Annotated in this window: 19 protein-coding genes; 5 read left to right on the forward strand and 14 right to left on the reverse strand. The window is 62.7% G+C overall.

Going from position 1 to position 19,567, the window contains the following annotated elements; all coding sequences use genetic code 11:
• The first annotated feature begins 19 nt into the window (after positions 1-19).
• Positions 20-910, forward strand: a complete 891-nt coding sequence (locus tag HBO12_RS14565) for an esterase/lipase family protein (protein ID WP_170042492.1) — start codon at positions 20-22, stop codon at positions 908-910.
• Here the strand turns inward: HBO12_RS14565 and HBO12_RS14570 are convergent.
• Complete coding sequence (locus HBO12_RS14570; RefSeq protein WP_169952128.1) at positions 907-1,779, reverse strand: DMT family transporter; 873 nt, start codon at positions 1,777-1,779, stop codon at positions 907-909. The genes HBO12_RS14565 and HBO12_RS14570 overlap by 4 nt on opposite strands.
• 97 nt (positions 1,780-1,876) lie before the next feature.
• Here HBO12_RS14570 and HBO12_RS14575 point away from each other — a divergent pair, with 97 nt between their 5' ends.
• The 3 genes from HBO12_RS14575 to HBO12_RS14585 all read left to right on the forward strand — a co-directional run bounded on the left by HBO12_RS14575 (position 1,877) and on the right by HBO12_RS14585 (position 4,231).
• A complete protein-coding gene (locus HBO12_RS14575) occupies positions 1,877-2,665 on the forward strand; it encodes an AraC family transcriptional regulator (RefSeq protein WP_169952126.1) in 789 nt (262 codons plus the stop codon).
• A gap of 71 nt (positions 2,666-2,736) precedes the next feature.
• A complete protein-coding gene (locus HBO12_RS14580; protein WP_169952124.1) occupies positions 2,737-3,036 on the forward strand; it encodes a PsiF family protein in 300 nt (99 codons plus the stop codon).
• A gap of 181 nt (positions 3,037-3,217) precedes the next feature.
• Positions 3,218-4,231, forward strand: a complete 1,014-nt coding sequence (locus HBO12_RS14585; RefSeq protein WP_169952122.1) for an AI-2E family transporter — start codon at positions 3,218-3,220, stop codon at positions 4,229-4,231.
• Between the two features lie 137 nt (positions 4,232-4,368).
• On the opposite strand, the gene HBO12_RS14590 is transcribed toward HBO12_RS14585, so the two are convergent.
• The gene (locus HBO12_RS14590) at positions 4,369-5,637 is read right to left on the reverse strand and encodes an Hsp70 family protein (RefSeq protein ID WP_170042494.1); all 1,269 of its coding nucleotides are present in this window, start codon (positions 5,635-5,637) and stop codon (positions 4,369-4,371) included.
• A 272-nt stretch (positions 5,638-5,909) separates the two neighbouring features.
• On the opposite strand from HBO12_RS14590, the gene HBO12_RS14595 reads away from it, so the two are divergent.
• Positions 5,910-6,854 carry a DnaJ C-terminal domain-containing protein gene (locus HBO12_RS14595; protein WP_169952118.1) on the forward strand — a complete coding sequence of 315 codons (945 nt, stop codon included), beginning with the start codon at positions 5,910-5,912 and terminating at the stop codon, positions 6,852-6,854.
• Positions 6,855-8,083: 1,229 nt separating this feature from the next.
• Here HBO12_RS14595 and HBO12_RS14600 read toward each other — a convergent pair.
• From HBO12_RS14600 to urtA, 12 genes are all read right to left on the reverse strand, one after another.
• Entirely contained in the window at positions 8,084-9,208 is a 1,125-nt protein-coding gene (locus tag HBO12_RS14600; RefSeq protein WP_169952116.1) for a sensor histidine kinase, read from the reverse strand.
• Between the two features lie 99 nt (positions 9,209-9,307).
• On the reverse strand, positions 9,308-11,008 hold the full coding sequence (gene ureC / locus HBO12_RS14605) for an urease subunit alpha (RefSeq protein ID WP_170042495.1): 1,701 nt from the start codon (positions 11,006-11,008) through the stop codon (positions 9,308-9,310).
• Positions 11,009-11,121: 113 nt separating this feature from the next.
• A complete protein-coding gene (locus HBO12_RS14610) occupies positions 11,122-11,427 on the reverse strand; it encodes an urease subunit beta (protein WP_170042497.1) in 306 nt (101 codons plus the stop codon).
• Entirely contained in the window at positions 11,424-11,957 is a 534-nt protein-coding gene (locus HBO12_RS14615; RefSeq protein WP_169952110.1) for a GNAT family N-acetyltransferase, read from the reverse strand. The genes HBO12_RS14610 and HBO12_RS14615 overlap by 4 nt, the downstream gene beginning before the upstream one ends.
• Positions 11,958-11,962: 5 nt before the next feature.
• Positions 11,963-12,493, reverse strand: coding sequence for a GNAT family N-acetyltransferase (locus HBO12_RS14620; RefSeq protein ID WP_170042499.1), 531 nt, complete (start codon positions 12,491-12,493; stop codon positions 11,963-11,965).
• A 9-nt stretch (positions 12,494-12,502) separates the two neighbouring features.
• On the reverse strand, positions 12,503-12,805 hold the full coding sequence (locus HBO12_RS14625; protein WP_032862374.1) for an urease subunit gamma: 303 nt from the start codon (positions 12,803-12,805) through the stop codon (positions 12,503-12,505).
• Positions 12,806-12,949: 144 nt separating this feature from the next.
• A complete protein-coding gene (locus tag HBO12_RS14630; RefSeq protein WP_170042501.1) occupies positions 12,950-13,789 on the reverse strand; it encodes an urease accessory protein UreD in 840 nt (279 codons plus the stop codon).
• 30 nt (positions 13,790-13,819) lie between these two features.
• Positions 13,820-14,518 (reverse strand): urea ABC transporter ATP-binding subunit UrtE, encoded by a 699-nt coding sequence (urtE, locus tag HBO12_RS14635; RefSeq protein WP_170042502.1) that lies wholly within the window; start codon positions 14,516-14,518, stop codon positions 13,820-13,822.
• A 133-nt stretch (positions 14,519-14,651) separates the two neighbouring features.
• The gene (gene urtD, locus HBO12_RS14640; RefSeq protein ID WP_463671612.1) at positions 14,652-15,512 is read right to left on the reverse strand and encodes an urea ABC transporter ATP-binding protein UrtD; all 861 of its coding nucleotides are present in this window, start codon (positions 15,510-15,512) and stop codon (positions 14,652-14,654) included.
• Positions 15,509-16,588, reverse strand: coding sequence for an urea ABC transporter permease subunit UrtC (gene urtC / locus HBO12_RS14645; protein ID WP_170042504.1), 1,080 nt, complete (start codon positions 16,586-16,588; stop codon positions 15,509-15,511). Before urtC ends, urtD begins: the two co-directional genes overlap by 4 nt.
• Positions 16,588-18,090, reverse strand: a complete 1,503-nt coding sequence (gene urtB, locus HBO12_RS14650) for an urea ABC transporter permease subunit UrtB (protein ID WP_170042506.1) — start codon at positions 18,088-18,090, stop codon at positions 16,588-16,590. Before urtB ends, urtC begins: the two co-directional genes overlap by 1 nt.
• A gap of 158 nt (positions 18,091-18,248) precedes the next feature.
• A complete protein-coding gene (gene urtA / locus HBO12_RS14655; RefSeq protein ID WP_169952098.1) occupies positions 18,249-19,514 on the reverse strand; it encodes an urea ABC transporter substrate-binding protein in 1,266 nt (421 codons plus the stop codon).
• Between the last annotated feature and the right edge of the window lie 53 nt (positions 19,515-19,567).

Consider the following 19,567-nt stretch of genomic DNA (forward strand, 5'->3'; position numbering starts at 1 on the left):
TTGAAGGACGTTTGCCTCCATGCCGCAGACATTGGCTACACGTTATCCCCTGGTTTTGGTGCCGGGCATGCTCGGTTTTGTGCGGCTGCTGCTGTACCCGTATTGGTACGGCATCGTCCCGGCCTTGCGTGCGGGCGGGGCGCAAGTGTTTGCGGTGCAGGTGGCGCCGCTCAACTCCAGCGAGGTACGCGGCGAGCAGTTGCTGGTGCAGATCGAGCAGATTCGCCGCGAGACCGGTGCCGACAAGGTCAACCTGATCGGCCATAGCCAGGGCTCGCTAACCGCCCGTTACGCGGCGGCCAAACGCCCGGAATGGGTGGCCTCGGTGACCTCGGTGGCCGGGCCCAATCACGGTTCGGAATTGGCGGACTACCTGCACACCCATTACCCGGCCGACAGCGCCAAGGGCCGGATCATGAGTGCGCTGTTGCGCCTGGTGGGCGTGCTGATGGGGCTTCTGGAAACCGGCCATCGCGGCCCGCGTTTTGCGGCGGATATCCACGCCTCCCATCAATCGCTGACCAGCGCGGGGGTGGCGCTGTTCAATCGTCAATACCCACAAGGCCTGCCAGACACCTGGGGCGGGCAGGGCGCCGAAGAAGTGGGCGGTGTGCGCTACTACTCCTGGTCCGGCACTTTGCAGCCGGGCAAGACCGATCGCGGGCGCAACCTGCTGGACGGCACCAACCGCAGTTGCCGGCTGTTTGCGCGCACCTTCGTCAAGGAGAAAGGCCAGTGCGACGGCATGGTCGGGCGTTACAGCTCACACCTGGGCACGGTGATTGGCGATGACTATGCGCTGGACCATTTCGATATCGTCAACCAGTCACTGGGCCTGGTGGGCAAGGGTGCCGAGCCGATCCGCCTGTTTGTCGAACATGCGCAGCGGTTGAAGGCGGCCGGGCTTTAACGCCTTACCGGCGTGGTCCAGCGCTCCGACAAAATCACCCCGCCCAAGGTCAACACACCCCCCACCAAGTGATACAGCGCCAACTGCTCCTTGAGCACCACCGCTGCAATCAGCGCCGTGATCAGCGGCAGCAAATTGAAAAACAGCGTGGTCCGGCTCGGCCCCAGGTTTTTGACCGAATGCATCCACGAAAGCGGCGCAATCATCGATGCCAACAGGCAGGCGTACACCACCAGGCCAATATTCGACGGGCCCAGGCCGACCTTGTCCGAGGCCAGGAACAGCGGAAACAGCACCACCACCGCCACCAGCACCTGCAAATACAGCAACACCAGGGGCGGTAGGCGCAATTGCCATTTTTTCAGCAGGGTGCTGTAGATCGCATAGGCCAGGGTGGCCACCAGCATCATCGCGTCGCCCAGGTTCACCCCGTGTTGCAGCAGCGCGCCGAGGCTGCCGGCCGACACCACCACCACCACCCCGGCAAACGACAGCACCGCCCCGGTCAGGGCGCCGAAGGTCAGGCGCTGGCCGAGGCTGATAATCGCCGCAGTCAGGGCCATCAATGGCATCAGCGACAGGATGATCCCCATATTGGTGGCGCTGGTCAGGCTGGCGGCGTAGTACGCCAGGCTCTGGTAGACCGCCATGCCGAGCACGCCGAGCACGGCGATCTTGCCCAGGTTGGGGCGGATCAGCGCCCAGTTGGCAATGACTGGCTTGAGCATGAACGGGGTAAACAGGATGGCGGCCAGCAGCCAGCGATAAAAACCGATCTCGGCCGGGAAAATCGAGCCCACGGCGAGTTTGTTGACCACGGTATTACCAGCCCAGATAAAGATGGCCAGCAGCGGATAAGCGTATTGCATTGCAAGGAACCAGGAACGTTAGTGAGGGGTGATTATCCTTTGTCTGGATCGAAGCCTATACTTCGATCCAGACAAGCCGCCTCTGTATCCAGACAATATGCCGAAGACCTACATCAACCTGCCCGATTTCGACGTGCTACCGGCCCCGGTCTACTTTCGCTACTCGGAATTTGCCGCCGACAGCCGCGCCTCCAGCCACCAGCATGCCTGGGGCTCCCTGGACTACTCGGCCCGCGGCGTGATGCGCTTTGAAGTGGGCGGCAACCGGTTTATGTCGCCGCCGCAATATGCGGTGTGGATCCCGCCCAACACCCAGCACAGTTCCTACAACGCCCAGGCGATTATCTACCGCTCGGTGTACCTGGCGCCGTCCCTGTGCGAGCAATTGCCCACGCAGCCCTGCACCCTGACCATCAGCAACATCCTCAAGGCCATCCTCAGTGATTTTGCCGAGCGCGACGTGAATATCCCGGCCAACGAAGCCGACGTGCGCCTGGCCCAGGTGCTGGTGGACCAACTGCGCCAGGCGCCGGTGCATGACTGTTTCTTGCCGTATGCCAGTAGCCCCGGCCTGCTCAGCGTGCTTGAAGGCATGCAGGCTGATCCCGGGGACAACCGCGCGCTGGCGCTATGGGCGCAGCAGGTACACGTCAGCGAGCGCACCCTGGCCCGGCAATTTGTGCGCGAACTGGGCATGAGCTTTGGCGAATGGCGCCAGCGCCTGCGCTTTCTGGCGGCCATCGAGGCCCTGGAAAACACGCGCAGCGTCCAGGAAGTGGCCTTTGACCTTGGCTACAGCACCGCCTCGGCGTTTATTGCGATGTTCCAGCGCCAGGCCGGCTGTACGCCGGAGCAGTATCGACGAACGAACTTACGTAGCAGGTGAAGGTGTAACAGGCTTTGTCTACACTGCAGGGGAGGCCGCGCCCCTCGGCGTGGTAACAGGGAGAAAACTCCATGAAGATGTTGCGTATTCCGTTGTTGATGATCGGTCTGCTGCTCTGTTCCCAAGGGTTTGCGGCCACTGCCCAGCAAAACAAAATGACCACCTGCAACGCCGAAGCCTCCACCAAGACCTTGAAGGGCGACGAGCGCAAGGCCTTCATGAAAACCTGCCTCTCGGCCCCAGCCGCCAATGACGCCAAGACCCTGACCCCGCAGCAGCAAAAAATGAAGGACTGCAACGCGACGGCAAAAACCAAGGCGCTGGCCGGCGATGCGCGTAAAACCTTTATGAGCACCTGCCTTAAAGGCTGACCCGCTTAAATACCCCTGTGGGGGCGGGCTTGCCCGCGATTGCGGTGTGTCAGCCAACCAGCGCCATCGCGGGCAAGCCCGCTCCCACAGTTGATGGTGTTCACAACCATCAGACTTCTCGCTTGATTGCCCCAAGGCTGGCAGACTGCCCATCCTTTAACGCCGTTCGTTTAGAGGCTGTATGCCAACGTTTTCTCAGCGTCATGTGTTGTTGCTGGCCAGCTACATCATCATTTTCGGCGGGTTGCTGCTGGTCCTACCGTTAAAACTGCTGCCCAGCCTGTTGGCCGGCCTGTTGGTCTTCGAACTGGTCAACATGCTCACCCCGCAACTGCAACGCTTGATCGAAGGCCGGCGCGCGCGCTGGCTGGCGGTGGCATTGCTCGGCACCGTGATTGTCAGCGTGCTGACCCTGATTTTTGCCGGTGCCATCAGCTTTTTGCTGCACGAAGCGGAAAACCCCGGGGCTTCCCTCGATAAATTCATGGGCGTGGTCGACCGCGCGCGCGGCCAGTTGCCGCCGTTCCTCGACGCCTACCTGCCGGCCAGCGCCGCCGAGTTTCGCGTGGCTATCGGTGAATGGCTGAGCAAGCACCTGAGCGAACTGCAGCTGGTGGGCAAGGACGCGGCGCATATGTTCGTGACCCTGCTGATCGGCATGGTCCTGGGCGCCATCATCGCCCTGCAACGGGTCCCCGACCTGACCAAGCGCAAACCCCTGGCCGCCGCGTTGTTCGACCGCCTGCACCTGCTGGTCCAGGCTTTTCGCAACATTGTCTTTGCGCAAATCAAAATCGCTGCGCTCAACACCATCTTCACCGGGATCTTCCTTGCGGTGGTGCTGCCGCTGGCGGGGATCCACCTGCCGCTGACCAAGACCCTGATCGTCCTCACCTTCCTGCTGGGCCTGCTGCCGGTGATCGGCAACCTGATGTCCAACACCCTGATCACCATCGTCGCGTTGTCGATGTCGATCTGGGTGGCGGTGGCGGCGCTGGGCTACCTGATCGTGATCCACAAGGTCGAGTACTTCCTCAATGCCCGCATCGTCGGCGGGCAGATCAGCGCCAAGTCGTGGGAGTTGTTGTTGGCGATGCTGGTGTTTGAAGCCGCATTCGGCCTGCCTGGGGTGGTGGCAGGGCCGATTTATTATGCGTATTTGAAGAGTGAGTTGAAGCTGGGTGGGATGGTCTGAAGGTTGAGGGCGTCTAGGCTGGCCCTATCGCGGGCAAGCCCGCTCCCACATGTCGACCGAGTTCCGCCTTGGGAATGCGGTCCAAATGTGGGGGCGGGCTTGCTCGCGAAAGAGCGCGCCGTGGTTTCAGCTAATACTCAGTAGCCGTAACGCTTGCTTGCCTCGATCGCCAACCCGCTGCCGATGCTGCCGAAGATGTTGCCTTCCACGTGCCGGGCATTGGGCAGCATCGCCGAAATGCTGTGGCGCAGGGCCGGGATGCCGCTGGAGCCGCCGGTGAAGAACACCGTGTCGACCTGGGCCACATCCACCGAGGCGTCGTCGAGCAGTTGGGTCACACTGTTGCGCACCCGTTCCAGCAGGTTGTCGATGGACGATTCGAACAGGGCGCGGCTCAGTTCCACGCTCAGGCCCGGTTCTACCCGGTCCAGCGGCACGTGGCGGCTGTCGTCGTGGGTGAGGTGGATCTTGGTTTCTTCCACTTCCATCGCCAGCCAGTGGCCGGCGCGCTGCTCGATCAGCTTGAACAGGCGGTCAATGCCGCCGGTGTCTTCGATGTCGTAGCGCATGCTGCCCAGGGCCAACTGGGATTTTTGCGAGTACACCGAGTTGATGGTGTGCCAGGTGGCCAGGTTCATATGGTGGCTGGTGGGCATGTAGGCCCCGCTTTTCATGCGGCTGCCGTAGCCGAACAACGGCATCATGCCGGCCAGCGAGAGCTGTTTGTCGAAGTCGGTACCGCCGATATGCACGCCGCCGGTGGCGAGGATGTCGTCGTGGCGGTTGTCGTGCTTGCGCCGCTTGGGCGACAGGCGCACCAGGGAGAAGTCGGAGGTACCGCCGCCGATGTCGACAATCAGGACCAACTCTTCTTGTTCAATGGTGGATTCGTAGTCGAAGGCTGCGGCGATCGGCTCGTACTGGAACGAGACTTCCTTGAAGCCGAGCTTGCGGGCCACGTCCACCAGGGTGTCTTCGGCCTCTTTGTCGGCCATCGGGTCGTCGTCGACGAAAAATACCGGGCGGCCCAGTACCACTTCTTCGAACTCACGGCCGGCAGTGGCTTCGGCGCGGTTCTTGAGCTGGCCGATAAACAGCCCCAGCAGGTCCTTGAACGGCATGGCCGTGCCCAGCACGCTGGTGTCGTGCTTGATCAGCTTGGAGCCCAACAGGCTCTTGAGCGAACGCATCAGGCGGCCTTCGTAGCCTTCCAGGTACTCGTGCAGCGCCAGGCGGCCGTACACCGGGCGGCGTTCTTCGAAGTTGAAGAACACCACCGACGGCAGGGTGATCTTGTCGTCCTCCAGCGCGATAAGCGTTTCCATGCCGGGACGGATCCAGCCGACAGTGGAGTTGGACGTGCCGAAGTCGATGCCGCAGGCACGGGCTGGAGAGGTGTTGTTCATGTCTAACAGGTTCCGGTTAAAAAACGGCCGCGCAGTGTATGTCACTCGCGTGCAGATGCGTAGGCCGACTATCCGCTAAATACAGCAGACTTGTTACCTTGAAAGGTCGGCTCCTTGCCCCCAACTCCTGTGCATACGGTTGGTGGCTGTCGAAAGGATCAAGTTTGTCCTGCAAGCCGCCGATATTTTTCTGACGCACCTCGAATCGCCCCGCAATGCCCAGGCAGGCAGGGCCCGACTGTGCGATCTCGATAACGGATGGTGATGCCCCCATGGATTTCAAAGACTATTACAAGATTCTTGGTGTCGAGCCGACGGCCGATGACAAGCAGATCAAGGCCGCTTATCGCAAGCTGGCCCGTAAGTATCATCCCGACGTCAGCAAGGAAAAGGACGCGGAAGAGAAGTTCAAGGACGCCTCGGAAGCCTATGAGGCGCTGAAAAGTGCCGACAAGCGCGCCGAGTACGATGAATTGCGCCGCTATGGCCAGCACGGTCAGCCCTTCCAAGGGCCGCCAGGTTGGCAGAGCCGTGGCGGGTTTGGCGGTGGCCAGGATACGGGCGAGTTTTCGGACTTCTTCAGCTCGATCTTCGGCTCGCGTGGCAACGGCTTTGGCGGCGCCCAGGGGCGCAGCCCCGGGCGGCGCGGCCAGGATGTGGAGATGGAGTTGCCGGTGTTCCTGGAGGAGACCCTGTCCACCGAGCCCAAGGCAATCAGCTTCCAGGTGCCGCAATACAATGCGGCGGGCCAGCACGTCAGCAACACCACCAAGAGCCTGAACGTGAAGATTCCGGCCGGTGTGGCCGATGGCGAGCGCATTCGCCTCAAGGGCCAGGGTGCTCCGGGGATCGGTGGCGGCGCCAATGGCGACTTGTACCTGATCATCCGCTTTGCGCCGCACCCGAAGTTCGAGGTGGAAGGCGAAAACCTGGTGATCACTTTGCCGCTGGCACCGTGGGAATTGGCTCTGGGCGCGGAAGTCGCAGTGCCGACCCTGACCGGCAAGATCAACCTCAAGGTCCCGGCCGGCAGCCAGAACGGCCAGCGTATGCGGGCCAAGGGCCATGGCTTGCTGAACAAGGCCGGGCAGCGCGGGTACCTGTTTGTGCAGCTCAAGGCCGTGATGCCCAAAAGCAGTGACGATGAGGTCAAGGCGCTGTGGCAGGAACTGGCGCAAAAGGCCAATTTTGATCCGCGGGAAACCTGGGGCCGCTAACCGCCCTGTGTGGGAAATCAGCAAAACCCTGTAGGAGCTGGCTTGCCAGCGATGGCGGCGGCACTGCCAGCATGGATGCTGCCTGACCCACCGCTATCGCCGCCTCGCTAAAGCTCGACAGCTCCTACCGGGGATCGTTGCCGGGCACAAATTTGCGCCACATCGCAAATGAAATGTAGGAGCTGTCGAGCCCCGGCGAGGCTGCGATGGCGGCGGCACTGCCAGCATGGATGCTGCCTGACCCACCGCCATCGCCGCCTCGCTAAAGCTCGACAGCTCCTACCGGGGATCGTTGCCGGGCACAAATTTTCGCCACATCGCAAAAGAAATGTAGGAGCTGTCGAGCCCCGGCGAGGCTGCGATGGCGGCGGCACTGCCAGTATTGATGCTGCCTGACCCACCGCTATCGCCGCCTCGCTAAAGCTCGACAGCTCCTACAAGGGATCTTTGCCGGGCACAAATTTGCGCCACATCGCAAATGAAATGTAGGAGCTGTCGAGCCCCGGCGAGGCTGCGATGGCGGCGGCACTGCCAGCATGGATGCTGCCTGACCCACCGCCATCGCCGCCTCGCTAAAGCTCGACAGCTCCTACCGGGGATCGTTGCCGGGCACAAATTTTCGCCACATCGCAAAAGAAATGTAGGAGCTGTCGAGCCCCGGCGAGGCTGCGATGGCGGCGGCACTGCCAGTATTGATGCTGCCTGACCCACCGCTATCGCCGCCTCGCTAAAGCTCGACAGCTCCTACAAGGGATCTTTGCCGGGCACAAATTTGCGCCACATCGCAAATGAAATGTAGGAGCTGTCGAGCCCCGGCGAGGCTGCGATGGCGGCGGCACTGCCAGTATTGATGCTGCCTGACCCACCGCCATCGCCGCCTCGCTAAAGCTCGACAGCTCCTACAAGGGATCGTTGCCGGGCAAAAATTTTCGCCACATCGCAAATGAAATGTAGGAGCTGTCGAGCCCCGGCGAGGCGGCGATGGCGGCGGCACTGCCAGTATTGATGCTGCCTGACCCACCGCCATCGCCGCCTCGCTAAAGCTCGACAGCTCCTACAGGGGATCGTTGCCGGGCACAAAATTGCGCCACATCGCAAATGAAATGTAGGAGCTGTCGAGCCCCGGCGAGGCTGCGATGGCGGCGGCACTGCCAGCATTGATTCTGCCTGACCCACCGCTATCGCCGCCTCGCTAAAGCTCGACAGCTCCTACAAGGGATCGGTGGTGTCTACTGGCGCGGCAGCACTACGGTAAACGTGGTGCCCGCCGCCTCGCTGGACGTCACTTCAATCGTGCCCCCATGGGCCTGCACCACTTCCTTGACGATAAACAAGCCCAGCCCGAGGCTGGTCGAGTTGCTGCCCAGCTCTTCGTTGGCGCTGCGTACCAGCGGGTCGAACACGGTGCCCAGCGCCGCCTGGGGAATCGGCTGGCCGTAGTTGTGCATGCGCAGTTCCACGCTGTCGGGCGTGCCGTCCAGGCTCAGGGTCACCGCCTGGCTGTTGAGGCCGTGCTGCAATGCATTGCCGATCAGGTTCTGCAACAGTTGATCAATGCGCCCGCGATCCCACAGCCCTTGGGTTTCCCCGTCGATGTGCAGGTGAACCCGGCAGTCCGGGCGGCCTGCGCACGCTTCATTGATGGCCTCTTTGGCAGCATCGGCCAGGTTCATCGGCTTGGGCTCGATAGGCAGGCTGCTGCCCAGTCGGCTGCGGACAAACTCCAACAGGTCGCTGACCATCGCCTCCATGTGCCGCGCACCATTTTGGATATTGCCCAGCAGGCTCAAACCGTTGCTGTCCAACGCAGCTTTGCGCAACAACATCTCGGTGGACATCTTCACCGCCTGCAAGGGCGCGCGCAGGTCGTGGCCGAGGATGGCGAGGAAAATATCCCGCGAGCGATTGACCTGCTCGGCGTAGGCCGCCGTGGATTCGGCCAGGGCTTCGTCGATGGCTTCGTTGAAGCGGATCATGTCCTGGAAATAGTCCAGGTCCGGCGATTCCAGGCTATTGACCCACAGGCGAATCACACAGGCGCGCAGGTGGCGGAACTCGGAGGTCATCTGCACCAGGTCAAAACCCACGGTATGGCGCAGTTCGCCATGGCTGGCGGCCGCTTCGTCCAGGCTCGGGGTTTTTTCCGGGCCTTCGCCCTTGGCCTTGGCCGCCTGTTCGCTGGCGCTCTGGCGGGTGTTCATGTCCCGCGCGGCGGCCAGCAGGATCGAACGGGCGTGGTCGCGCAGTTGCGCGCGGTTCAGGGTTTCGGCGGCCGGGGTCAGGGTTTCGGCAAACTGTTCCCATTCATCGACGATTCGGTCGGCATGCAACACGATGAATTCGGATAGGCGCATAGCCAGGTTCCCAAGTGCAAGACAGTGAACAAACGTCGCGCATCGTAGCGCCAACGTCTCCCGGCTTCACTGGCACAGCAGGTGCCTGCCGATGAACGGTCAGAACAGGAAGTAACGCTGGGCCATCGGCAGCACGTCCGCCGGCTCGCACCACAACAGCTCGCCATCGGCCTTGACCTGGTAGGTCTGCGGATCGACCTCGATGTCTGGCAGGTAGTCGTTGTGGATCAAGTCGCTCTTTTGCACCTGGCGGCAACCCTTGACCACCGCGATCTGCTTCTTCAGGCCCAAGGCCTGCGGCAGGCCCTCTGCCAGCGCCGCCTGGCTGATAAACGTCAGGCTGGTGGCGTGCAGCGAGCTGCCGAAGCTGGCGAACATCGGGCGGTAGTGCACCGGCTGCGGGGTGGGGATTGACGCATTGGCATCGCCCATCAGGCTGGACGCAATCGCCCCGCCCTTGAGGATCAGGGTGGGCTTGATGCCGAAGAACGCCGGGCGCCACAACACCAGGTCGGCCCATTTGCCGACTTCGATGGAGCCCACTTCATGGCTGATGCCGTGGGTGATCGCCGGGTTGATGGTGTACTTGGCGATGTAGCGCTTGGCGCGGAAGTTGTCGTTGCCCGCGCCGTCGCCAGGCAGTGGCCCGCGTTGTTTCTTCATCTTGTCGGCGGTTTGCCAGGTGCGTGTGATCACTTCGCCCACGCGGCCCATGGCCTGGCTGTCGGAGCTGATCATCGAGAAGGCGCCAAGGTCGTGCAGAATATCTTCGGCGGCGATGGTTTCGCGGCGGATGCGGCTTTCGGCGAACGCCACGTCTTCGGCAATGCTCGGGTCCAGGTGATGGCAGACCATCAACATGTCCAAGTGCTCGTCGATGGTGTTGCGGGTGAACGGCCGCGTCGGGTTGGTGGAGCTGGGCAGCACGTTAGGGAAGCCGCAGGCCTTGATGATGTCCGGCGCGTGGCCGCCACCGGCACCCTCGGTGTGATAGGTGTGGATGGTGCGCCCCTTGAGCGCGGCGAGGGTGGTTTCGACGAAGCCCGACTCGTTGAGCGTGTCGCTGTGGATCGCCACCTGCACATCGTACTCATCGGCCACGCTCAGGCAGTTGTCGATGCTCGCGGGCGTGGTGCCCCAGTCTTCGTGCAGCTTCAAACCGATGGCGCCGGCCTTGACCTGCTCGATCAGCGGCTCGGGCAGGCTGGCATTGCCCTTGCCGGTAAAGCCGATGTTCATCGGGAATGAGTCGCTGGCTTGCAGCATGCGCGCCAGGTGCCACGGGCCTGAAGTACAGGTGGTGGCATTGGTGCCGGTGGCCGGGCCGGTGCCGCCGCCGATCATGGTGGTGACGCCGCTGGTCAGCGCCTCTTCGATCTGCTGCGGGCAGATGAAATGCACATGTGAGTCGATGCCGCCGGCGGTAAGGATCATGCCTTCACCGGCGATCACTTCGGTGCTGGCGCCGATGGCCATGGTCACGCCGGGCTGGATGTCCGGGTTACCGGCCTTGCCAATGGCGTGGATGCGGCCATTCTTCAAGCCAACGTCGGCTTTGACGATGCCCCAGTGGTCGATGATCAGCGCGTTGGTGATCAGCGTATCCACCACTTCATGGGCGAGCAGTTGGCTTTGGCCCTGGCCATCGCGGATGACTTTGCCGCCGCCGAACTTCACTTCTTCGCCATAAACCGTGAAGTCCTGCTCCACTTCGATGAACAGTTCGGTGTCGGCGAGGCGAACCTTGTCACCGACGGTGGGGCCGTACATGTCGGCGTAGGCTTGGCGGCTGATTTTCATGTGTGTGAACCCTGGAAAATATGTGTTGAATGTGAAACCGCTATCGCCGGCAAGCCAGCTCCTACATTTGAAGTGCATTCCCATGTGGGAGCTGGCTTGCCTGCGATGAGGCCCTAAAGATCACCCATGATCTTCCCGGCAAACCCGAACACCCGGCGCAACCCTGCCAGCTCCACTAACTCCACCTCGCGACTCTGCCCCGGTTCAAAGCGCACCGCCGTGCCCGCCGGGATGTTCAGGCGCATGCCGCGGCTGAGGGCGCGGTCAAAGGTCAGCGCGTCATTGGTCTCGAAAAAATGGTAATGGGAACCCACCTGGATCGGACGGTCGCCGCTGTTGGCCACGTTCAGGGTGACCGTGCGGCGGCCCACGTTGAGTTCGATTTCACCAGGCTGGATCTGATATTCACCAGGAATCATGCAGGTTGCCCCAGGGTCTTGAAGTAGATGGCGGTCGGGCTGTAGTGCCCGTCCGGGCTTTGGCAGTAATCCGGCAACTCGCCGATTTTTGTGTAGCGCAGCGCCTGGTAGAAGGCTTCGGCACCGGAGCCGGCCTCGGTGTCCAGGTACAGCAGGCCGCGTTTGTGCTGGCGCGCGGCGAGTTCCAGAGCGCTCATCAGTTGCTGGCCCAGGCCATGGCGGCGGGCGCTGCTGTGCACCAGCAGTTTTTGCACTTCGGCGCGGTTGAGGCCGTTGGCTTTGAGGCACAACGCCAATTGCACACTGGCGATCACTTGCTCGTCGCGCACCACTACCCAGAGCAGCAGGCTGCCCTCTTCGATACTCGCCTGCACACCGCTCAAATAGGTGCGGGCCTGGGCATCATCGAAGTCGGCCATGAAACCCACCGAAGCGCCATGCTTCACCGCGTCCAGCAACAGCTCAATCAAACCCAGGCGGTAATGGGCAAAACTTTCAGCATTGACTCGACGCAGTTGGGCAGCATTCATCGGTGTTACTCCTTGTGGACCGCCGGCGGCTGGGCGCCGGGGCTGAGCAGCAGTTGCATAAAGGTCAGGTCCAGCCAGCGGCCAAACTTGGTGCCCACCTGGGCCATCTGCCCGCTGATGCCAAAGCCCAGGCGTTCGTGCAGGCGGATCGAGGCCTGGTTGCCGCTTTCGATGGCGGCAACCATCACGTGTTTGTCGCACGCCCGGGCGCGTTCGATCAGGGCCTGCATCAGCAGCGGGCCCAGGCCTTTGCCGCGTTGGTCGTTGCGCACGTACACCGAATGCTCGACGGTGTGGCGAAAGCCGTCGAAGGGCCGCCAGTCGCCGAACGAGGCATAGCCGAGCACCTGCTCGGCCTCCACCGCCACCAGGATCGGATAAAACTGCGCCTGGCGTGCGCTGAACCAGGCCTGGCGATTGCCCAGGTCCACCGGTTGATCGTTCCAGATGGCCGTGGTGTTGAGCACGGCATCGTTGTAGATATCGCGGATCGCCGGCAGATCGCCGTGCACCGCGTCACGAATCAGCAAGGACATGGCCGGGCCTCAGGCGATGGGTTGGTGGACGGTCACCAGTTTGGTGCCGTCGGGGAAGGTGGCTTCGACCTGGATATCCGGGATCATCTCCGGGATGCCTTCCATCACTTGCTCGCGGCTGAGCAGGGTGGTGCCAAAGTGCATCAGGTCGGCCACGGTGCGCCCGTCGCGCGCGCCTTCGAGCAGGGCCGCAGAGATGTAGGCGATGGTTTCCGGGTAATTGAGCTTCACCCCACGCGCCAGGCGGCGCTCGGCCACCAGGCCTGCGGTGAAGATCAGCAGCTTGTCTTTTTCCCTTGGGGTCAGGTCCATGGTCAGCAGTCCGTTTTGAAAAACGATTATTAACAACACAGGTCCAATGTGGGAGCGGGCTTGCTCGCGAATGCGGTGGGTCAGTAATGGATATGTTGACTGATACACCGCATTCGCGAGCAAGCCCGCTCCCACATTTTGATCTCATGTGTTCCAAATTCTTGGTGGTATGGCCTCACGCCCCAGCAATGCCGGGCGCAACAGCCGCCACAGATCAATCAACCAGGCCCGCGCCAGTAACGTCTCGCTGGCCAGGCAGCGCGCCACCAGCAAACCCGGCAGTTGGGTCAGGTCGCCGCGTACTGCATGGGGCAGCGCTCGGCATTGTTCAAGCAGTTCGGTATCGATGTCACCGGTCACCAGCAAGGTGGCGAACACCGGCTGGCCGTCCAGGCCAATCGGCGAGTCGAGCAGGCCGTCGTCGCCGACGATGCGTTGGCGTTCATGCCAGAGCAACTGGCCGTCGCGACGGATATCCAGGTGCGACTGGAAGTGCCCACGGTCGAAACGTTCGCCGCTGGCCGGGCGCCCCAGCGCCACCACGTCCCAGTACAACAGCCGGGCGTCGCCGTGCAGGTCGATGCGGGTGCTGAGTTCGGCCTGGGCCGCACTGAACACGATGGTTTCCTGGGGCAGCCACTCCAGGGTGGCGCCGGCCTCGACTGTCAAGGCCACCTGCTGGTAGGCCGGCCCGCTGGCACGGTACCACTTGGCGGCGCCGGGGCTGGTCAGTTGCGCCCACGCGCCCTCAGCCAGGTGGGCGGTGATCTCCAGGCGATCGCCCCCGGCAATCCCGCCCGGCGGGTGCACGATGATGTGCTGGCACACCTCGGGGCCTTCGGCATACAGGTGCTTTTGCACCCGCAGCGGGCCCAGGTGGCGGCGCAGCACCGGGCGCGTGCTGGCGCCAAAGCGTGCATAACCCAACTCCAGCGCGGCGTGCCAACTGGGGGTGAACAGAGCGGTGGGGGCAGGAACGGTCATGGTCAGGGCTTATCAACGAGACGCTACAGATTAGATGGTAACCAGGCCGCGTACACCCTCGGCCTCCATATTTTCTCCGCGGCCCTGCTGGACGATTTCCCCCCGCGACATCACCAGGTATTGATCGGCCAGTTCGGCGGCGAAGTCGTAGAACTGCTCCACCAGCAAAATCGCCATGTCGCCGCGTTCTGCGAGCTTCTTGATCACCGCGCCGATCTCCTTGATCACCGAGGGCTGGATGCCTTCGGTGGGCTCATCGAGGATCAACAGGCGCGGACGGCTGGCCAGCGCACGGCCAATCGCCAACTGCTGTTGTTGACCACCGGACAAGTCGCCGCCGCGCCGATGCTTCATTTGCAGCAACACCGGGAACAGCTCGTAGATAAACGCGGGGACTTCCTTGGCTTCAGAGCCCGGAAAGCGCGACAGGCCCATCAACAGATTTTCTTCCACGGTCAGCCGCCCGAAAATCTCGCGGCCCTGGGGCACATAGGCGATACCGGCGTGCACGCGCTGGTGCGGCTTGAACCCGGTGATGGCCTTGCCTTCCCAGTTCACCGCGCCTTCCTTGGCGGGCAGCAGGCCCATCAGGCATTTGAGCAGGGTGGTCTTGCCCACGCCGTTACGGCCGAGCAGGCAGGTGACTTCGCCGACTTTCACGTCGAACGAAAGGCCGCGCAGGATGTGGCTGCCGCCGTAGTACTGGTGCAATTTGTCGACTTGCAGCATGTTCAAAATCTCCTCAATTCCCCTGTGGGAACCGGATCAAATGGGGGAGCCGGCTTGCCTGCGATGGCGCTGTGTCAGTCACCCTGGCTATCGCTGGCCAGCCAGCTCCTACATAAAGCGGATTGCATCAGGCTTAGCGACCGAGGTACACCTCGATCACCCGCTCATTTTCCTGCACCTGTGCCAGCGACCCTTCGGCCAGCACGCTGCCCTGGTGCAGCACCGTCACATGGTCGGCAATCGCGCCGACAAAGCCCATGTCGTGCTCCACCACCATCAGCGAATGCTTGCCCGCCAGGCGCTTGAACAACTCGGCGGTGAACTCGGTCTCGGCGTCGGTCATGCCGGCCACCGGTTCATCGAGTAGCAACAGTTGTGGGTCTTGCATCAGCAGCATGCCGATTTCCAAAAACTGCTTCTGGCCGTGGGACAGTAAACCCGCCGGGCGCTGTACCGAAGTCGTCAGGCGAATGGTGTCGAGCACTTCATCGATGCGGTCCTTCTGTTCACCGCTCAGGCGCGCCCGCAGGCTGGCCCACACGGACTTGTCGGTCTTCTGCGCCAGCTCCAGGTTCTCGAACACGCTCAGGGCCTCGAACACCGTGGGTTTCTGGAACTTGCGGCCAATGCCGGCCTGGGCGATCTGCACTTCGCTCATGCGCGTCAGGTCCAGGGTTTCGCCGAACCAGGCCTTGCCGTGGCTGGGGCGGGTCTTGCCGGTGATCACGTCCATCAGGGTGGTCTTGCCCGCGCCGTTGGGGCCGATGATGCAGCGCAGCTCGCCGACGCCGATATACAGGTTGAGGTCGTTGAGGGCCTTGAAGCCATCGAAGCTGACGCTGATGTCTTCCAGGGTCAGGATCGTGCCGTGGCGGGTATTGAGGCCCTTGCCGGCGGCCTGGCCGAGGCCGATGGCGTCGCGACTGGTGCCCTGGTCGCGGTTCGGTTCGATGATCGGTTCGAGCATGAACTGGTCGGTTGCCGTGACTCTCATTGTTCGCCCCTTTTCTTCAGCAGGCCGATGATGCCCTTGGGCAGATACAGCGTGACGATGATGAACAGCGCCCCCAGGAAGAACAGCCAGTACTCCGGGAAGGCCACGGTGAACCAGCTCTTCATGCCGTTGACCACGCCGGCACCCAGCAGCGGGCCGATCAGGGTGCCGCGCCCGCCCAGGGCCACCCACACGGCGGCCTCGATGGAGTTGGTCGGCGACATTTCGCTGGGGTTGATGATGCCCACCTGCGGCACGTACAACGCACCGGCCAGGCCGCACAGCACCGCGCTCAACACCCACACAAACAGCTTGAAACCGCGCGGGTCGTAGCCGCAGAACATCAGGCGGTTCTCCGCGTCGCGCAGGGCCGTCAGCACCCGGCCGAACTTGCTCCGGGCCAGGCGCCAGCCGATAAACAGGCTGCCCACCAACAGCAGCACCGTGGCCAGGAACAGCACCGCGCGGGTGCCCGGCTCGGTGATGCCAAACCCCAGGATGCTACGGAAGTTGGTAAAGCCGTTATTGCCGCCAAAGCCGGTCTCGTTGCGGAAAAACAAGAGCATCCCGGCAAAGGTCAGGGCCTGGGTCATGATCGAGAAATACACGCCCTTGATCCGTGAGCGGAAGGCAAAGAAGCCGAACACCAGCGCCAGCAAACCCGGCGCCAACACCACCAGGCACAGGGCCCAGAGGAAGTACTGGGTGCCGAGCCAATACCACGGCAGTTCGGTCCACGACAGGAAGGTCATGAACGCCGGCAACTCGCCGCCGGCTGCCTGGCGCATCAGGTACATGCCCATGGCGTAGCCGCCAAGGGCAAAGAACAGGCCGTGGCCCAGGGACAGCATGCCGGCGTAGCCCCACACCAGGTCCAGGGCCAGGGCGACGATGGCGTAGCAGAGGATCTTGCCCACCAGCGTCAGGGTGTAGGCCGAGACATGCAATGCGTTATCGGACGGCAGCAGCGACAGCAGCGGCAACGCCAGCAGCACGGCGAGGATCACCGCGCCCACTGCAATCGTCACCTTGGGGCCGGCCTTTTGCGCGGCCGTGAGCATCAATGGCTGGTTCATCAGTCGATCACCCGTCCTTTCAGTGCGAAGAGTCCTTGCGGGCGTTTCTGGATAAACAGAATGATCAGCGCGAGGATCAGGATCTTGCCGAGTACGGCACCGATCTGCGGTTCGAGAATTTTGTTGGCGATGCCCAGGCCAAAGGCGGCCATGACGCTGCCGGCCAGTTGGCCGACGCCACCGAGCACCACCACCAGGAACGAGTCGATGATGTAACTCTGGCCCAGGTCCGGGCCGACGTTGCCGATCTGGCTCAGGGCTACGCCGCCTAAGCCGGCGATGCCCGAGCCGAGGCCAAAGGCGAGCATGTCCACACGCCCGGTGGGCACGCCGCAGCAGGCGGCCATGTTGCGGTTCTGGGTGACGGCGCGCACGTTGAGGCCCAGGCGGGTCTTGTTCAGCAGCAGCCAGGTCAGCACCACCACGCACAGGGCAAAGCCGATGATGACGATGCGGTTGTATGGCAACACCAGGTTGGGCAGTACCTGGATCCCGCCCGACAGCCAGGCCGGGTTGGCCACTTCGACGTTCTGTGCGCCGAACAGCAGGCGTACCAGTTGGATCAGCATCAGGCTGATGCCCCAGGTGGCCAGCAGGGTTTCCAGTGGGCGGCCGTAGAGGTGACGGATCACCGTGCGCTCCAGGGCCATGCCGATGCCGGCGGTGACAAAAAACGCCACCGGCAGCGCGATCAGCGGGTAGAACTCGATGGCCTGAGGCACATAGCGCTGCATCAGCAACTGCACCACATAGGTGGAGTAGGCACCGAGCATCAACATCTCGCCGTGGGCCATGTTGATCACCCCGAGCAGGCCGAAGGTGATCGCCAGGCCCAGGGCGGCCAGCAACAGGATCGAGCCCAGGGACATACCGCTGAAGGCTTGCCCGAGGATCTCGCCCACCAGCAGCTTGCGCTTGACCTGGGCCAGGCTGGTTTCGGCCGCGGTGTGTACTGCGGCGTCGGCTTCCACGCCGGGCGCCAGCAGGGCCTCCAGGCGCGTGCGGGCCAGCGGGTCGCCGGTGCTGCCGAGCAGGCGCACGGCAGCCAGGCGCACGGCCGGGTCGGTGTCGACCAGTTGCAGGTTGGCCAGGGCCAGGCTCAGGGCGCTGTGCACCTGGTCATGGGTTTCGCTGGCGAGCTGCTGGTCGAGGAATTTCAGCTGCGCCGGTTGCGCGCTTTTTTGCAGGGTTCGGGCGGCGGCCAGGCGCACCTTGGGATCGGCGGCGAGCAGTTGCTGGCTGGCTTGCACGTTGTCGATCAGGCCGCGCAGGCGGTTGTTCAGGCGCACGGTCTTGGCTTCGCCGTTGACCGTGAGTTGGCCTTGTTGCAGGGCGTTGACCAACTCGATACGCGCAGGGTCAGGCTGGGCGGCCCAGTCCTGCAACAGCTTGGCCTGTTGGCTCGGGTTGGCGGCGAGGAAATCTTCGGCATCGCCGGCGTGTGCGGCCAGGGGCAGCAACAGCAGGCAGGCCAGGAGGAGGCGGTGGAGGGCAGTGGGCATAACAAATTGTCCTGAACATGCGCGGACGGGGTGAACACCTACCCCCTGTAGGAGCCGGCTTGCCGGCGATTGCGGTGTGTCAGTCGATTCATCTGTCACTGACACGCTGCTATCGCCGGCAAGCCAGCTCCTACAGGGGGCGGGCTCGTGGGTTGGGCTTAGTTGCTCTTGACCGCGTGATCCGGCTTCTTGTCATTGCCAGGGATGTACGGGCTCCACGGCTGGGCGCGGATCGGCCCTTCGGTCTGCCACACCACCGAGAACTGGCCGTCGGACTGGATCTCGCCAATCATCACCGGCTTGTGCAGGTGGTGGTTGGTCTTGTCCATGGTCAGGGTGTAGCCCGACGGCGCGGCGAAGGTCTGGCCGGCCAGGGCTTCACGCACTTTGTCGACGTCGGTGGACTTGGCTTTCTCCACCGCCTGCGCCCACATATGGATGCCGACGTAGGTGGCTTCCATCGGGTCGTTGGTCACGGCCTTGTCGGCACCCGGCAGGTTTTTCGCCTTGGCGTAGGCTTTCCAGTCGGCGACGAACTTGGCGTTGACCGGGTTCTCTACCGACTGGAAGTAGTTCCACGCCGCCAGGTTGCCCACCAGCGGTTTGGTGTCGATGCCGCGCAGTTCTTCCTCGCCTACCGAGAACGCCACCACAGGCACCTCGGTCGCCTTCAGGCCCTGGTTGGCCAGTTCCTTGTAGAACGGCACGTTGGAGTCACCATTGACGGTGGACACCACGGCGGTCTTGCCACCCGCCGAGAATTTTTTGATGTTGGCCACGATGGTCTGGTAATCGCTATGGCCGAACGGGGTGTAGACCTCTTCGATGTCCTTGTCGGCTACGCCTTTGGAATGCAGGAACGCGCGTAGGATTTTGTTGGTGGTGCGCGGGTACACGTAGTCGGTGCCCAGCAGGAAGAAGCGCTTGGCGCTGCCGCCTTCTTCGCTCATCAGGTATTCCACTGCCGGGATCGCCTGCTGGTTCGGCGCGGCGCCGGTGTAGAACACGTTGGGCGACATTTCCTCACCTTCGTATTGCACCGGGTAGAACAACAGGCCGTTGAGTTCTTCGAACACCGGCAGCACCGATTTACGCGACACCGAGGTCCAGCAGCCGAACACCACCGCGACCTTGTCCTGGGTCAGCAACTGCCGGCCCTTTTCGGCGAACAGCGGCCAGTTGGAGGCCGGGTCGACCACCACCGCTTCGAGCATCTTGCCGTTCACCCCGCCCTTGGCGTTGATCTCGTCGATGGTCATCAGCGCCATGTCCTTGAGGGACGTTTCGGAGATGGCCATGGTCCCGGACAGCGAGTGCAGGATGCCGACCTTGATGGTCTCGGCGGCCTGGACGGTCCAGGTCAGGCCCATGGCGGCAATGGATGCCGACAGAGTGAAAGCCTTGATCAAGCTGCGACGCTTCATGGTGCGGTCTCCAGAACTCAATATTTTCAGGGGGCGGATAGGGGCGTTGCCAG

Origin of the sequence: Pseudomonas sp. WS 5059, assembly GCF_012985525.1 — a bacterium.
In the GTDB taxonomy this organism is placed as follows: Bacteria; Pseudomonadota; Gammaproteobacteria; order Pseudomonadales; family Pseudomonadaceae; genus Aquipseudomonas.

Bases quoted from the DNA above. Each gene is read 5' to 3' on its own strand.
- urtA (WP_169952098.1), bottom strand. From the start codon at position 19,514: ATGAAGCGTCGCAGCTTGATCAAGGCTTTCACTCTGTCGGCATCCATT.
- HBO12_RS14565 (WP_170042492.1), top strand. From the start codon at position 20: ATGCCGCAGACATTGGCTACACGTTATCCCCTGGTTTTGGTGCCGGGC.
- HBO12_RS14595 (WP_169952118.1), top strand. From the start codon at position 5,910: ATGGATTTCAAAGACTATTACAAGATTCTTGGTGTCGAGCCGACGGCC.
- HBO12_RS14570 (WP_169952128.1), bottom strand. From the start codon at position 1,779: ATGCAATACGCTTATCCGCTGCTGGCCATCTTTATCTGGGCTGGTAAT.
- HBO12_RS14580 (WP_169952124.1), top strand. From the start codon at position 2,737: ATGAAGATGTTGCGTATTCCGTTGTTGATGATCGGTCTGCTGCTCTGT.
- HBO12_RS14615 (WP_169952110.1), bottom strand. From the start codon at position 11,957: ATGAATGCTGCCCAACTGCGTCGAGTCAATGCTGAAAGTTTTGCCCAT.
- ureC (WP_170042495.1), bottom strand. From the start codon at position 11,008: ATGAAAATCAGCCGCCAAGCCTACGCCGACATGTACGGCCCCACCGTC.
- HBO12_RS14590 (WP_170042494.1), bottom strand. From the start codon at position 5,637: ATGAACAACACCTCTCCAGCCCGTGCCTGCGGCATCGACTTCGGCACG.
- HBO12_RS14600 (WP_169952116.1), bottom strand. From the start codon at position 9,208: ATGCGCCTATCCGAATTCATCGTGTTGCATGCCGACCGAATCGTCGAT.
- urtE (WP_170042502.1), bottom strand. From the start codon at position 14,518: ATGCTGCAAGTCGACAAATTGCACCAGTACTACGGCGGCAGCCACATC.
- urtB (WP_170042506.1), bottom strand. From the start codon at position 18,090: ATGCCCACTGCCCTCCACCGCCTCCTCCTGGCCTGCCTGCTGTTGCTG.
- HBO12_RS14610 (WP_170042497.1), bottom strand. From the start codon at position 11,427: ATGATTCCTGGTGAATATCAGATCCAGCCTGGTGAAATCGAACTCAAC.
- HBO12_RS14620 (WP_170042499.1), bottom strand. From the start codon at position 12,493: ATGTCCTTGCTGATTCGTGACGCGGTGCACGGCGATCTGCCGGCGATC.
- HBO12_RS14625 (WP_032862374.1), bottom strand. From the start codon at position 12,805: ATGGACCTGACCCCAAGGGAAAAAGACAAGCTGCTGATCTTCACCGCA.
- HBO12_RS14575 (WP_169952126.1), top strand. From the start codon at position 1,877: ATGCCGAAGACCTACATCAACCTGCCCGATTTCGACGTGCTACCGGCC.
- urtC (WP_170042504.1), bottom strand. From the start codon at position 16,588: ATGAACCAGCCATTGATGCTCACGGCCGCGCAAAAGGCCGGCCCCAAG.
- HBO12_RS14630 (WP_170042501.1), bottom strand. From the start codon at position 13,789: ATGACCGTTCCTGCCCCCACCGCTCTGTTCACCCCCAGTTGGCACGCC.
- HBO12_RS14585 (WP_169952122.1), top strand. From the start codon at position 3,218: ATGCCAACGTTTTCTCAGCGTCATGTGTTGTTGCTGGCCAGCTACATC.
- urtD (WP_463671612.1), bottom strand. From the start codon at position 15,512: ATGAGAGTCACGGCAACCGACCAGTTCATGCTCGAACCGATCATCGAA.